General features: G+C 48.2%; 10 protein-coding genes. All 10 read left to right on the top strand.

Going from position 1 to position 14,874, the window contains the following annotated elements:
• Window positions 1–55 precede the first annotated feature (55 nt).
• The 10 genes from GGC63_RS00130 (at window position 56) to GGC63_RS00085 (ending at window position 14,680) form a co-directional block, all read left to right on the top strand.
• Entirely contained in the window at window positions 56–973 is a 918-nt protein-coding gene (locus tag GGC63_RS00130) for an ABC transporter permease (RefSeq protein WP_225947839.1), read from the top strand.
• Between the two features lie 27 nt (window positions 974–1,000).
• Entirely contained in the window at window positions 1,001–1,879 is an 879-nt protein-coding gene (locus tag GGC63_RS00125; RefSeq protein ID WP_192700616.1) for a carbohydrate ABC transporter permease, read from the top strand.
• A 61-nt stretch (window positions 1,880–1,940) separates the two neighbouring features.
• Window positions 1,941–4,223, top strand: coding sequence for a helix-turn-helix domain-containing protein (locus GGC63_RS35025; protein ID WP_192700615.1), 2,283 nt, complete (start codon window positions 1,941–1,943; stop codon window positions 4,221–4,223).
• A gap of 48 nt (window positions 4,224–4,271) precedes the next feature.
• On the top strand, window positions 4,272–6,035 hold the full coding sequence (locus GGC63_RS00115) for a glycoside hydrolase family 35 protein (protein WP_192700614.1): 1,764 nt from the start codon (window positions 4,272–4,274) through the stop codon (window positions 6,033–6,035).
• A 38-nt stretch (window positions 6,036–6,073) separates the two neighbouring features.
• Entirely contained in the window at window positions 6,074–7,321 is a 1,248-nt protein-coding gene (locus tag GGC63_RS00110) for an alpha-L-fucosidase (RefSeq protein WP_225947838.1), read from the top strand.
• A 244-nt stretch (window positions 7,322–7,565) separates the two neighbouring features.
• Window positions 7,566–8,390 (top strand): sugar phosphate isomerase/epimerase family protein, encoded by an 825-nt coding sequence (locus GGC63_RS00105; protein WP_192700612.1) that lies wholly within the window; start codon window positions 7,566–7,568, stop codon window positions 8,388–8,390.
• 139 nt (window positions 8,391–8,529) lie between these two features.
• Window positions 8,530–10,758 (top strand): helix-turn-helix domain-containing protein, encoded by a 2,229-nt coding sequence (locus GGC63_RS00100; RefSeq protein WP_192700611.1) that lies wholly within the window; start codon window positions 8,530–8,532, stop codon window positions 10,756–10,758.
• Window positions 10,759–11,221: 463 nt separating this feature from the next.
• Window positions 11,222–12,163 (top strand): ABC transporter permease, encoded by a 942-nt coding sequence (locus GGC63_RS00095; protein ID WP_192700610.1) that lies wholly within the window; start codon window positions 11,222–11,224, stop codon window positions 12,161–12,163.
• Window positions 12,164–12,191: 28 nt separating this feature from the next.
• Complete coding sequence (locus tag GGC63_RS00090) at window positions 12,192–13,067, top strand: carbohydrate ABC transporter permease (protein WP_079913129.1); 876 nt, start codon at window positions 12,192–12,194, stop codon at window positions 13,065–13,067.
• 50 nt (window positions 13,068–13,117) lie between these two features.
• Complete coding sequence (locus GGC63_RS00085; RefSeq protein WP_192700609.1) at window positions 13,118–14,680, top strand: extracellular solute-binding protein; 1,563 nt, start codon at window positions 13,118–13,120, stop codon at window positions 14,678–14,680.
• Window positions 14,681–14,874 lie beyond the last annotated feature (194 nt).

Here is a 14,874-nt window from a genome sequence, read left to right as displayed (position 1 = left end):
CGAGGGGGAGCCTATCTGTTTCCCCTCTTTCATACGCTGGAGAGGAATGGAAAATATGGCGAAGTCCATTAGGTTGCTAACGGATGATATTAGGAAGAATCGCGCCATCTACCTGATGGTACTTCCGGTTGTCCTGTATTTCTTTATTTTTAAATATTTGCCGATGTACGGCGCTGTCATTGCTTTCAAGGATTTTAGCCCGGCGAGAGGGATTTGGGGCAGCGAATGGGTCGGATTGGATCATTTCACCGCATTTTTCAAAAGCTATTATTTCGTCCGCGTGCTGAAGAATACGTTTTTGATCAGCTTTTACAGCTTGATATTTGGTTTCCCGGCGCCGATCCTTTTAGCTTTGCTGCTGAACGAGCTTCGTCAAAAATGGTTTAAATCGATCGTGCAAACGGTTTCTTATTTGCCGCATTTCGTCTCCATTGTCGTCATTGCCGGCCTCATTATTGACTTTACGAATCGTGACGGCATCGTAAATTCCGTGATTACCTTCTTTGGAGGGGAAAGCTCAACGCTATTGAACGATCCAAGTAACTTCCGTACGATTTTCGTCAGCACAGGGGTTTGGCAGGAGCTTGGCTGGTCGTCCATTATTTATTTGGCTGCATTAAGCGGCATCAACCCGGAGCTGTACGAAGCCGCTCGTGTGGATGGGGCGGGCAGAATCCGGCAAATATGGAGTGTGACGCTGCCGGGTATTGTTCCTACGATTATGATATTGCTAATTCTTAGAGTCGGCGGTCTTATGGAGGTCGGATTTGAGAAGATCGTCCTGCTGTACAACCCTAATACTTATGAAACCGCAGATGTCATCTCGTCCTTTGTTTACCGTGAAGGCCTGGCTCAAGGCAATGATTACAGTTATACAACGGCTGTAGGCTTGTTCCAGTCGGTGCTGAACTTTGTGCTGCTGATTGGCGCTAACAGCTTCTCCCGCAGATTGACGGGGAACCAGTTATGGTAGTTACAGCTTGGGGAGGGTTTCCTGCATATGAAAACAAGCGCATCTGAGCGTACGTTCGATGTCATCAATATACTGATCATGACGATTATTATGGTTTGCACGCTATATCCGTTTTACTATGTTCTGATGGCTTCCATCAGCGATTCCAATTTGCTTATCCGTCATACCGGATTGCTGCTGAAGCCGGTAGGCTTTAATCTGGAAGCGTTCCAAATGGTGCTGAAGAACCCGAATATTTTTTCAGGCTATAGAAATACCCTTATTGTTCTGGTTGCAGGAACGGCTATCAATTTGTTGTTCACAACCCTTGGAGCGTACGCTCTTTCCAGAAAGTTTATGCTGCGGAAATACATCATGATGGCCATCGTATTTACCATGTACTTTAGCGGCGGATTAATTCCTACTTATCTATTAATTAATAATACTCTTCATATGGGTAACAGCCTGCTTGCGCTTATCGTTCCGGTAGCGATCAGCACGTGGAACCTGATTATTATGCGAACCTCCTTTGAAGCGATCCCGGAGGGTCTGCTGGAGTCTGCCAAAATGGACGGCGCAGGGGAATACCGCATCTTATTTCAAATTGTTGTCCCTCTTTCTATGCCCGTTATAGCCGTAATGGTGTTATACTATGGCGTGTCTCATTGGAATTCCTGGTTTCAGGCGATGCTGTTTCTTCAGAACCGGGAATTGTTTCCGCTGCAGCTCATTCTAAGAGAAATTCTTGTACAGAACAGCACGGATTCAATGACTACCGGTACGGGGAATGCGAACGATACGATGGCGATCGGGGAGAGTATCAAGTACGCGACGATCATGGTAGCGACGCTGCCCATCTTGATCGTATATCCTTTTTTGCAAAAATACTTTGTAAAAGGCGTTATGGTTGGGGCTATTAAAGGGTAGGAGCAAAAATCGCTGATAGGAAAACAAAATGAGATTTAACAAGTATGGGGGGCTTCTTCTAGTGAAACGCAGCATATATTTATTTTGGCTAATCTCCAACTTAACCATTCTATGTATTCCTATCATCATTACGATGCTTGTCCTTTTTCAGTCCCAGCATTTGTTGAGTACAGAGGTAATTCGCTCGAACAGGGCACTGCTCAATCAGATCAAGCAATCTCTTGACAACCAGTTTAAAGATATTAAGCAGATGGGCATGCAGCTGTCGCTGGACCCTAAGGTTGTCAGTTATGTGGATAAAGCGGATTACAGTGATGTGCAAACCAGGCTGGATACGTTAGCCTTAATTCCTTCGCTTAATTCTTATTCAGCCTCCAACGGGAACATCAGTGAAATGTATGTCTATTTGAAAAAGCAGCATTTTGGCGTTACGACGTCGACGATGAACGAGGAGCCGCTGCTCTTTCAGCTGCATCACGGGAACGAAGGCATCACGCTGCAGCAATGGAGAGAACGTATGGAGCAGCCGTACTTCGGAAGCTTTCTCTCCTTAGCCCCCGGCAGTCTGGTTTATTTGCAATCCTTACCGCTTCAGATTGGCGATAACCCGCCGGCTACTCTGGTCGTTCTGCTGAATGAAGAGCGTCTCAAAAATGAGATCTCGAATATTCAAATTGCCCAAGCCGGCACCGTAACCATTCTAGATAAGGAGAATCATCCGATTCTGTTTACTGGAGACCCGGATACCGCTAGTCAACTCGATTTTAGCCAAATCCAGTCTTCAGAAGGCTCCTTTAACCAGCAGCTAGGCAAGGAGGAAGTGACGGTATCCTATATAGCCTCTGTAGAAACGGATTGGAAGTATGTGTCCATCATTCCGGCCAAAGTATATTCCGCCAAGGTAAGTCAGCTGCGCAGCTGGATCTATGTAGCCTTGCTGCTCTGCTTATTCGTAGGCGGACCGTTATCCATCTGGATCACAAGGCGGCATTATATGCCGATCCGCCGCATGGTGGACAGCGTATCTCCGAAGGTGAGATCCAATCTGGAAGGCATCGGAGATGAGTTCTCGCTGCTGCAGTCCTTCATGACAGAGAATGCGGCTATGCAGGATTTGGCCAACCAGACGATCCAGAAGCAGCAAAATGCGTTAAAAAGCCATTTTCTCGCACGGCTTCTGAAAGGCAGGGTGGAAAGCGGCTCAGCGCTGATCCAATCGCTGGAATCGTTCGATCTGCGTTTTGAGACGAATCGGTTTGCCGTACTGTTCATGCATATCGGTGATTATTCGGCCTTGTTCAAGGATAATGATTTGCGCGACGCGGAATCGAAGCTGCAGTATGTTTATTTCATCGTAACGAACATTACGGAGGAGCTCATTAAACGCAGGCACGCCGTACATTCTACGGAAGTGGATGGCATGATGGCTTTCCTTGTCAATATTTATGGGTATGATGAGGCACGCGCTAAGCAGGAATTGATCGAAATCGCCCATGAGGCGCAGAAGGTCATTCAGGATAATTTTTATATCCAGGTGACGATTGGGATCAGCGGAATTCATTCCTCTCTGAGTGGAATCCCGCATGGATTCGATGAAGCCCTCGAAGCATTGGAATATAAATTCGTCATCGGGCCAAGCCAAATCATTCCGTTTGACCGGATCAAGCGGCCCAAGAATGAGCTGTATTATCCGCTGGATATGGAGCGGCAGCTGATTAATCATATTCGTACGGGACAATATGAAGAGGCTATGGAAACCGTTGGCGAATTGATAGCTACGAACGTATCGGATGGTACGCTGTCCCTGCAGCTCGGCAAGCTTCTCATGTTTGAATTGATCGGGACGATTCTGAAAGCCATTGAGCATATGGATCACGGGACGAACGAGCTGGCTGCGGAGAAGCATGAGCTCATTAAACAGTTGACCCAGTGCGAATCGTTTACGGAGATTGAGGATGAAATATATCAATTTTTGAAGACCGTGTGCGATTACGTCGATTCCAAGAAAAAGAGCCATAATACGAATCTGAAGGAGCAAGTGCTTACCTATATTGAGGACAATTTGTCCGATATCGATTTGAGTCTGACGTCGACTTCTCATCATTTTAATGTGAACGGGCCATATTTATCGAGGTTTTTCAAGGAACAAACAGGAGAAACGTTCATCGACTATGTGAATAAGCAGCGTGTACAATGGAGCAAGAAGCTTCTGCAGGAATCCGAGGAGACGATTACGGACATTACGCAAAAGGTCGGATTCTCAAATAGCAATACGTTTATTCGAGTGTTTAAACGATACGAGGGGATTACTCCCGGGCAGTTCAGAAAAGGGGAGCAGCCGTAAAGGCGATCCCATCAGCCATTTTCATTCTCTTGAGGAGGGGGACACGTAATGCCTATTTTGCAAGCAAAAAATCGTCAGTTTCTTTTGGATGGGGAACCGTTTCAAATCATATCCGGAGCCATCCATTATTTTCGCGTCGTGCCGGAGTATTGGGAGGACCGCCTGCTCAAGCTTAAGTCGTGCGGATTCAATACGGTGGAAACCTACCTTCCCTGGAACCTGCATGAGCCGAAGGAAAATACCTTTTGCTTTGAAGGACTTGCCGATGTCGAGGGCTTTATTCGCCTCGCCGGTGATTTAGGGCTGCACGTCATAGTAAGGCCTAGCCCGTATATTTGTGCGGAATGGGAATTCGGCGGTCTGCCGGCTTGGCTCCTGCGCTATCCGGACATCAGGCTTAGATGTATGGATCGAACGTATTTGGAGAAGGTCGATCGTTATTACGATGAGCTGATCCCTCGCCTCGTTCCGCTGTTAAGTACGAACGGCGGACCGATTCTGGCGGTGCAGATTGAGAACGAATACGGCAGCTACGGCAATGACAAGGCGTATCTGGCTTATTTGCGGGACGGGCTTATCCGGCGCGGAGTGGACGTGCTGCTGTTTACTTCCGATGGCCCGACGGATGGAATGCTGCAAGGCGGGACGCTGCCTGATGTATTAGCTACCGTCAATTTTGGTTCGAAGCCTGAGGAGGCATATGAGAAATTCCGTGAATACCGGCCTGATGAGCCTTTGATGTGTATGGAATACTGGAACGGCTGGTTCGATCATTGGTTGAAGCCGCATCATACGAGAGAGGCAGACGACGTGGCGGATGTTTTCGAACGTATGCTTCAGGCAGGCGCTTCCGTCAATTTCTATATGTTCCACGGTGGAACTAATTTCGGCTTCTACAACGGGGCGAACTTCCAACAGAAGTATGAAGCTACGGTTACCAGCTACGATTACGATTCGCCTTTGTCCGAGTGCGGAGATGAGACGGAAAAGTTCCATGCTGTGCGCCGGGTGATTTCCAAATATCAGGGGGTTCCTTTGGAGAGCTTTCCTCCCATGCCTCAACCGACCATTAAAAAAAGCTATGGCCGCATAGCGTTAAATGAACAAGCCGATGTTCTGGCCCATTTGCCGCTGCTGTCTGAGCCTGTCCAGCGAACTTGTCCCGACCCGATGGAGCTGGTCGGCCAAAGCTACGGATTCATCGTATACTCGACGCAAATCTCGGGACCGCGTACCGGTGAGCTGCTGCATCTGGATGAGGTTCACGACCGGGCGCAGGTGTTCCTGGATGGCGTGTACCAGGGCACCGTTGAACGCTGGAATCCCCAGCCGATCGAGCTGACAGTTTCCAAGCCGGGAGCCAGATTGGACATTATCGTTGAGAATATGGGCCGGGTGAACTACGGACCTAAGCTGAAGGATTATAAAGGAATCACTCATGGTGTTCGGCTGAACAACCAATTTCTGTTCGATTGGACGATATATCCGCTTCCCCTTGAGAGCTTGGCTTCTATACCGTTTGAGAAGACTGCAGAAGAAGCTGCCGAAAGGAAGGACCGGCCTGTTTTTTACAGAGGAGAGCTTGAGGTTGAGGAACGGGGAGATACGTTCATTCGTACGGAGGGTTGGACCAAGGGCGTCGTATGGATCAACGGCTTTAATCTGGGCCGTTACTGGAATCAGGGACCGACGCGTACGTTATATGTGCCGGCTCCGCTGCTGCGCGCAGGCCGCAATGAGATTGTTGTTCTTGAGCTGCACCATACGGAGAAGACAACGATTGAACTGGCGGATACGCCTGATTTAGGGTGAGAAGCAAAAGATGATGTAGAGATGAGGGGATGTTGGCTATGACTACAAAACCAGTGCCTACCGCCAGACAGCTTGCCTACCAGGATTGGGAATTCGGCTTATTCATTCATTTCGGCTTACGTACCTTCTATGAAGGCTATGTCGATTTTGATTCCAGGCCAATGGACCCAGCCGCTTTCCATCCTGTCGATCTGGATTGCGATCAGTGGATTCGTACGGCAAAGGAAGCGGGTATGCAGTATGCGGTATTAACGGCTAAGCATCACGACGGCTTCTCCAATTGGCCGACTTCTTACAGCTCCTTTACGGTTGCCGCTTCTCCTTGGAGGGGAGGCCAGGGGGATGTGATCCGCGAATTCGTTGATGCGTGCCGCAAATATGAGGTGAAGCCGGGGCTTTATTATTCCCCTTACGACGGCTCGGCCGACTTCTATACGCAGGATGAGCAAGCGTATGACGACTACTTTGTCAATCAAATCACAGAGCTTCTGACGAACTATGGTGATATCGATATTCTCTGGTTCGACGGCTGCGGATCCGAAAATCATACGTATGATTGGCCGCGGATCATTGGCGAAATACGCCGGCTGCAGCCCAATATTTTGATATTCAATATGGGGGATCCCGATTTCCGATGGGTCGGTAACGAAGACGGCATAGCACCTGTTCCTTGCTGGAACGCGGTCAGTTCAACGTCCGTTTCGATTTTGACGGAGGATAAAGAGGAGCTGCCCGATACCCTCTGGCTTCCGGCAGGGTGTGACGTTCAGATGCGTGCCAATTGGTTCTACAGCGACAGCGATGAACCTACCATGAAGAGCCTGGATGAGCTCATGGGGCTGTATTATTATTCGGTTGGCCGCGGAACGAACTTACTGCTGAACATTGGGCCCGATCGGGAAGGGAAGCTGCCCGCTAAGGATACGGAGCGGCTTCTTGAGTTCGGGGCGGAAGTCCGCAGGTGCTTCGGGAACCCGCTGGCCACGATTGCCCAATGCTCAAAGGACGGTCAGACTTGGGTCTACGAGCCGGCAGAGGCTCATTTACTGGACCATATTGTGATCCAGGAGGATCTGACCGGGGGCGAATGCATCCGCCGCTTCAAGATATCGGTCGTGACCGCCAAATCTCATCGGGTCGTCAGTCTCTACGAAGGCCAGAACATCGGGCATAAGGCCATAATTCGCCTTCCCGCGGTTAAGGCTTCCCGTGTGATAGTGGAAATACTCGAGTGTGATGGAGAGCCGAGCCTGCGGGAGCTTGCTTTCTTTTACACCGGAGGGTAGAAGGGGAATGAATAGCTCACCCTTTCATCGCTGCTGAGCAGTGGTGGAGGGGTGATTTTTTTTGCTTTTTTCCCCTTTTGACTAAAAAACATGTGCGACCCATTGGATATCGCAAAATGATTTGAAGCATTTCAGCCTAATTCTTTAATAATTACAAATAATATTTAGTTATTCTATAGAATTTGTCATAGCCCAACTTTATAATGTGGACAGATCATTACGCCTATTAAAGGAGAGGTTTTCTGTGATTACGTTAACCGGATTCGCGGATGAGATATCATCTGATTTAGAGGAACAGCTGGACGTGCTTGAATCGGAAGGTATTTATCATCTTGAGCTTCGCAGCGTATGGGGAAAAAACGTGTTGAAGCTTTCGAACGAGGAAACGGTGAAGGTGAAAGAACGGCTGGATCAACGGGGATTTCGTGTTTCCTCGATCGGTTCACCGATAGGCAAAATAAAAATAACCGATGCTTTTGAACCTCATTTGGAAGAGGCCAAACACGCCATTCAGCTTGCCAAGTTCTTTGCTGCACGGTATGTCCGTATTTTTTCCTTTTATATTCCGGACGGAAACCCGGCTGACTATCGAGCAGAAGTATTAGGGCGCATGGAACGGCTGACCCGTTTGGCGGAGAGCGAAGGGGTAATCCTGCTGCACGAGAATGAAAGCCATATATACGGTGACACGGGTGAGCGGTGTTTGGATATATTGCAAGCCAATGCTTCGGCACATTTGCGTGCCGCTTTTGATCCGGCAAACTTCGTACAATGCAAGGTGGAACCTGTAACGCAAGCTTATCCGCTGCTGAGTGAATATATTTCCTATATCCATATTAAGGACGCATTGATGGAGAACGATAAGGTAGTACCTGCTGGAGAGGGAGACGGACAGCTGTGTCAGCTTATCCATAAGCTGAATGAGCGTGGATATTCAGGATTTTTGTCTTTGGAGCCGCATTTGAAAGCGGAAGGGAAATGGCAGGGCTTTGATAAGCCGGAGTTATTCGTTGTTGCAGCCAAAGCCTTAAAGCAGCTGTTAGCAGAAAACAATATAACCTGGTCATAGAGTTCGCCCTTCTTAATAAAAGCAGCCCCTACGGCCCTCCTGACGGAGAGCATAGGGCTGCTTCCAGATCTTTTATCTGAAATCGCATTCAACAGGGGGAAAATGATAAATACCGAGAGATCATAGGAGGCTGTCTGAAATGAGGATGAGCTGGTACTACCGTATGATGTTATCTTATACGCCGATTTTTTTCTTAGTCATCTCTTCCGTCATTTTTATCTTCTTTACCACCTTGAATCATGCCTCGGAGAACCGGTACATCGAGACGAACAAGGCGATCGTCGAACAGATGATGCAGAATTTGGAGGCTGATTTGAAGCTTATTGAGCGAAATGCGGTAAGCGCTTTAATTACCGACAAAAAGATAGAACAATTTTTTTTCGAGCAGCAAATGGCCATCTATGATTATTATGTCATCCAGCAGAATCTGATCGCTTTGAAGTCTACTTTTCCGTTCCCCAGCTCCATTTATCTGTATGATGAGGCAAATAAACGCATTCTTTCCGATTCCAACATTTACGATTTAGACACTTTTGCCGACCGGTCGTTTTTAATAGATGCTTCACGGCAATCAACCAGATCAGGCTGGACCGAGCCGCGGGACTATACCTTATCGACAATCGATAACAACAAACAGAAGGTCGTTTCAATCGTGAAAACCTACTCCTACTCCACCCTCCAAAAAGGAACCATTGTCATTAATATTTACGTCAGCTCGCTCATGGAATTTCTGAATAAGTACAGCCAGGAATATCGGGGAACGGTTCATATTCTGGATACCGGCGGTCAACAGTTCCAGACGCCGGCGGCGGAGCATTCAATATCATCCCGTCTGCGGGTGGCCTCGGATTATACGGGATGGACCTATTACACGGACACCATCAATGCAGTAGGCTATTCTGCGCTATCCTTATTATCCAACGTGTGGATCATCACGATCCTTGTCATCATTGTACTGGCGCTTATCTGGTTTACTTTCATCACTCACATCCACTACAGGCCAATTCAAAATCTGGTCGACAAGATCAATGCAATAACGGTCAGAAAAAGCGGCACACGGGGCGTCAGAACACATCTCAACGAATTCAAAATCATCGAATCGGCTATCGACAGTCTACTTGCCAAAGCGATCGATTACAACACTCTGCAAGAGGCCGAGGCACTGCATCGCAAGCGGATCCTGCTGCAAGAATTGACCGTCGGCCATCGGAAGCTAAGCGATTTAAAATGGAAGGAAGACGCCGTATCATTAGGACTGCCGGCGGATTACGATAGAATCTGTGTCGTCGCCGTTGAAATTGACCGGTACAGCGTTTTTACGGAATCCTATAAGCCGGGTGACCAGCATCTTCTGAAATACATTCTGGAGAGCGCCTTTATCGAGTTAGCTAATGACCGCGGTGTACAGCAGTGCTGCGTTTGGACGGAACCGCAGCAGGCCTCATTTATATTGTTCCTGAAGGAGCCTCACAGCCCTTATCCAGAGACGATTTATCGTATGTGTGAGGAATACAGGGGCTGGATTCATGCAAATCTGCAATTAACCGTATCCGTTGGTATCGGCACCGTGTCGAACGGAATGGAGGCCATCGCACAGTCATACCGCCATGCGTGCATCAACGTATCCTACAAGGCCGTATTTGGGACCAACTCTGTTATCGACAACCGGCTGGCCGAATCTAAACCGGATAACGACTCCTATACTCTATTCAGCACCATGCCGGAAATGGTTCATCTGCTCCGGAAGGGTGACAGTCAATGGCGAAATAAGCTGTCCCAAATCATGGGAGAACTGCAAAGCAGAAGGCTGGGCAGAGCGGAATTAGCCTCTTTCACGACTAGTCTGGCCCAGTATATTGAGAAAGAGCTGACCTCCATGCCGGTTGAATTGACAAGAGCTTGGCACGAGTCCTATAGCGACCGATTTGAAGCTCTTGCAGAAAAAACGGAAACATTGGGAGAGCTGCATCGGGACCTGGAAGTCGTCATGAGCGATCTGGCGATGGACATTGGGAAGATGCAGGAAACTTCCAGCAGCAAATCAATTGCCATGCGCATGAAAGCATATATCGATGCAAACTACACGGATTCAGAGCTGTCCTTAGTGGGGGTCAGCGAGGAATTCGATATGCCTGTCAGCAACGCTAGTCTGCTTTTCAAGAAGGAGATCGGCGAGAAGTTTATTGATTATGTATTAAAGGTTCGACTCGAGCATGCGCGCGGCATGCTGGTAGAAACGGATGATCCGATTCAGTCCATTGCGGAAAAAGTCGGGTATTCCCATGTACTTTCCTTTCATCGTGCCTTCAAGAAAGTGTTCGGGTTCCCTCCCGGCGAGTACCGGGCGATCTATCGAACGCATCGATAGAGTATCTAGTCCTCTGCCTGTAAAGCTCCGTACAGGAGCTTCAGATTGTTGAGACCTGGTTTTGCGTGAACTATGCCACATAAGGAGGTGGGGTATGCCTCGGAGGAGTTTACGTCCGCCTTTGAAACCCGTGAAAGTACCAATAAAATACAATCACCTTTCACGGGTTTCAACAGCGGCTGGAGGGGTATACCCCACTGGAGTATATTGGCAATAGTTCAAGCTTAACAGAGTTTTTCAACAGTCCCAAGCTCCGAACAGGAGCTTTTCTTTTTATCCTCAAAAAGAAGTTAAGTCTCAAAAAAAGGTAAAGCAGCCTAAAACCCTTTCCACAAAACGGAAGCTAAGCCTCAAATTATTGTATATGTTCAACATGACCGTCCGGATGATACAGTATGACCTGTGAGACCAGCCCAACCATGCATGGGGTGTTTGGCAAATTATTTGAATAGAGGGGAGACTTATGGCGATAACAACAAAGCCGAGGATCCGGGAAGCATCACGTTGGCAGATAAAAGCCCTTGTCCGCGACTGGCAGCTTTACATCCTGCTCGTGCTCCCAATGCTGTATTTTCTAATATTTAAGTATGTCCCTATGCTCGGCGTTATCATTGCGTTTAAGGACTATAACATCTTCAAGGGAATTCTGGGGAGCTCTTGGGTGGGCCTTGAAACCTTTCGGGAAGTATTCAAGATGCAAGGGTTCTATCTCGCATTGCGGAATACGTTCACGCTGAATCTGCTCGATTTGCTCGTCAGCTTTCCGATTCCTATCCTGTTAGCCATTCTTCTCAACGAGCTGCGTATTCAATGGTTCAAGAAGGGGGCGCAGATGGTCCTTTACCTGCCGCATTTTATTTCATGGGTCATCATTGGCGGCATGGCGGTTCAACTGCTCGCTACAAATACCGGGATCGTGAATAGTGTATTGAAATCCTTGAACCTGGAAGCGATCCCCTTCCTGACGGAGCCGGTGTATTGGGTCTTTACCTATCTTGGAATCGGCATCTGGCAAAGCGCGGGATGGGGGACCATCATCTACCTGGCCGCCCTGACGGGCATCAATAAGGAGTTGTACGAGGCTGCAGATGTTGACGGGGCCAGCCGCGTTCAGAAAATTTGGCACATTACGCTGCCCGGGATCAAGCCTACCATCATCATCCTGCTCATCATCAATATCGGCCATATGGCAAGCATAGGCTTCGACCGGCCGTTCGTGCTCAGCAATCCGCTCGTGACAGATGTGTCTGAGGTTATTAGTACTTACGTGTATAAGATCGGTATCCAATCGGCTCGCTATACCATCGCTACGGCAATCGGATTATTCCAGGCGGTCGTCGGCCTGATCTTCCTGTTGTCTGCCGATTATGTATCCCGCAAGGTCAATGACCAAGGCATCTGGTGAGGAGGAACGTTTCATGAACAGCCAAGGTATGGCAACAAAAACTGCAGATAGCGGCGCTAAGCTGTTGGACGGGATCATCATTGGATTGATCGGAATTGCCAGTGTGCTCTGTCTGATCCCCATGCTTCACATCCTGGCCCTATCCCTAAGCGGGAACAGCGCCATCTTGGCCGGTAAGATCACGATTATCCCGATGGAGATCAATCTGACGGCTTACAAATCCGTGTTTGGCAACGCGCAAATGATTCGTTCCCTTTTATTCACGATTCTTCTAGTGGCGCTATTCACGGTAATTTCCATGGTCATGACTATTATGGCCGCCTATCCGCTGACCAAAAAACATCTGAAAGGGCGCAACTTCTTCTTATTTGTGATCGTTGTAACGATGTTCTTCAGCGGCGGAATGATTCCGGAGTATCTCCTTATCAAAAATCTGAATCTGCTGGATTCCATCTGGGCGTTGATTCTGCCGGGCGCCATTAATGCCTTTTACTTACTCATCATTAAAACATTTTTTTCTTCGATACCGGCGGAGCTTGAGGAATCCGCGCGAATGGACGGTGCGAGCCAATTCCGTATTTTGCTTAGCGTCATCCTTCCTTTGTCTCTGCCTGTACTGGCGACTTTAAGTCTCTTCTATGCAGTGGGCCGCTGGAACGGATTTATGGATGCACTCCTTTACATCACGAATTCCAACCTTTATCCGCTGCAGCTGCGATTGTACGAGATGGTCATGAACAGCCAGATCAGCGATATGGCAGAGGGACTTAGCACGACACCTCCCGTACCTGAAAGCCTCAAAGCGGCGTCCATTATGTTCGCTACTCTCCCGATTCTGTTGGTATACCCCTGGCTGCAGCGTTACTTTGTTTCCGGCATGATGATCGGCGCCGTCAAGGGATAACGTGTTCTCAAGACTTATGGAAGATATTTTACTAAAAAGGAGTAGGTCAAATGAAAGTAATGACAAGCAGATGGTCAAAAAGCCTGGTCGCCGTCGTTTCCACAACGACCCTTTTGGCAGGCTGCGGAGATAACAATTCCGGAAGCAGTACGGAGAAAAAGCAAGCGCCAATAACACTGCGCATCGAGCTGTTCGATCGGAATAATACGCCGGCGGGCGCGCCGCCTATTACGAACAATTTTATGACGAAGTATATTCAGGAGAATTTCGGTGACCCGAACAACATCAAGGTCCAATTCGAAACGGTGCCTCGTACCCAAGAAGTTGAGAAGCTGAATGTTCTCATGGCGGCCGGTCAAGCCCCGGATCTCGTATACACCTACGATACTCCTACCGTTCAGAAGTATGTGAAGGATGGGGGATTGACCGATCTGGGGCCGCTTGTCGAAAAATATGGCCAAAACCTGAAAAAGGTGTTAGGCAGCGACGTATTGAGCTACGGGGTGTTTGAAGACAAGCAGTACGCTATTCCGGCACGCCGGATGCTGCTCCCGCAGAGTACGACGCTAATACGGCAGGACTGGCTGGAAGAAGTGGGCCTGCCGGTACCTAAGACAACGGAAGAGTTCTACAATACCTTGAAAGCGTTTAAAGAGAAAAAGCCCGGCAAATCCGGCGATAAAGTCATCCCGTACTCCAATATTGATCCCTTTCATATGAAGCCTCTTCAATATTCGTTCTGGGAGTGGGACAAAATATCCGATTCGGACCTGTTTGCAATGCCGGAATGGCTTCTTCCAGGCAACAAGGAAGGCCATCGCTTTCTGAATAAGCTGTACAACGAAGGGCTCATCGATCGGGATTTCCCGCTCACGATGAACAAGGATTTTCAGAAATTTCAGAAGGATCTGATCAGCGGCGTAGCCGGCGCCGGTACGGCAAATACGAACGAACCGGTCTATCAGGGATATTTGGCGGAAATTTCCAAGGCGGATCCTAAGGCGAAGCTTATTCCGATTGATCCGTTCACCACACCAAAAGGCAAGCATCCGAAAGCCTTATATTCGCCGAACGGCATGTATATGTTCGTGCCTAGTACGAGCAAAAATGCAGAAGCTGTCGTGAAATATTTGGACTGGATGGCACAGCCGAAAAATATCATAGCGCTCCAGAACGGAACCGAAGGAAAAACCTACGAAATGAAGGACGGTATTCCACAGACGCTGGACAACGAGGAAGCAAAGCAGACGCTGTATAACTATCCCGATTATAACATTATTCTCAACGGCAAGTTTGTAAGTACTACGGATGAGAATCTGAATATTGCCGCGAATGCGTCCGACCCCAAATATAAGGATTTTACCATTTCAAGCATCAAGCTGGGCAGTACAGACGGAGTCATCAAGCCTAACGTGAACACGCCGATTCAATCGGAAATCAAGTATGCCGCGACACTTAAAGCGAAGAACGATGAAATCTTCGTTAAAGTCATTACGGCAAAGCCGGCAGACTTCGATAAGGTTTACGATGCCGAGGTGAACGATTATATGAAAATCGGCGGCCAAGAGGTTATGGATGAGAAGCGTAAGGCATTTGAAGCCAATAAGAAATAAGCAGGCGGCATAAGCTGGCTCGCGAAAAAGCGGAAAACATTCAGCCTCTTCACTAGACGGGAGGCTGATTTTTCTATTCCGGTAGGTCTATTCATATTCAAGTTCGATAGATGAGGGCTTATCAGCAGCCATTCTCCTAAGAAATGATTGATTAACGCTAAGGGTCGGAGTAATGTAAAGATGGACAGCAAAGT

It is taken from the genome of Paenibacillus sp. OAS669 (assembly GCF_014873645.1).
GTDB classification, from domain to species: domain Bacteria; phylum Bacillota; class Bacilli; order Paenibacillales; family NBRC-103111; genus Paenibacillus_S; species Paenibacillus_S vulneris.
The sequence above is the reverse complement of the archived record's forward strand: the minus strand, read 5'-3'. Positions and strand labels throughout refer to the sequence as shown.

Excerpts from the sequence above, each read along its gene's own strand:
- GGC63_RS00110 (WP_225947838.1), top strand. The coding sequence starts at position 6,074 with ATGACTACAAAACCAGTGCCTACCGCCAGACAGCTTGCCTACCAGGAT.
- GGC63_RS00095 (WP_192700610.1), top strand. The coding sequence starts at position 11,222 with ATGGCGATAACAACAAAGCCGAGGATCCGGGAAGCATCACGTTGGCAG.
- GGC63_RS00115 (WP_192700614.1), top strand. The coding sequence starts at position 4,272 with ATGCCTATTTTGCAAGCAAAAAATCGTCAGTTTCTTTTGGATGGGGAA.
- GGC63_RS00130 (WP_225947839.1), top strand. The coding sequence starts at position 56 with ATGGCGAAGTCCATTAGGTTGCTAACGGATGATATTAGGAAGAATCGC.
- GGC63_RS00085 (WP_192700609.1), top strand. The coding sequence starts at position 13,118 with ATGAAAGTAATGACAAGCAGATGGTCAAAAAGCCTGGTCGCCGTCGTT.
- GGC63_RS00090 (WP_079913129.1), top strand. The coding sequence starts at position 12,192 with ATGGCAACAAAAACTGCAGATAGCGGCGCTAAGCTGTTGGACGGGATC.
- GGC63_RS00100 (WP_192700611.1), top strand. The coding sequence starts at position 8,530 with ATGAGGATGAGCTGGTACTACCGTATGATGTTATCTTATACGCCGATT.
- GGC63_RS00125 (WP_192700616.1), top strand. The coding sequence starts at position 1,001 with ATGAAAACAAGCGCATCTGAGCGTACGTTCGATGTCATCAATATACTG.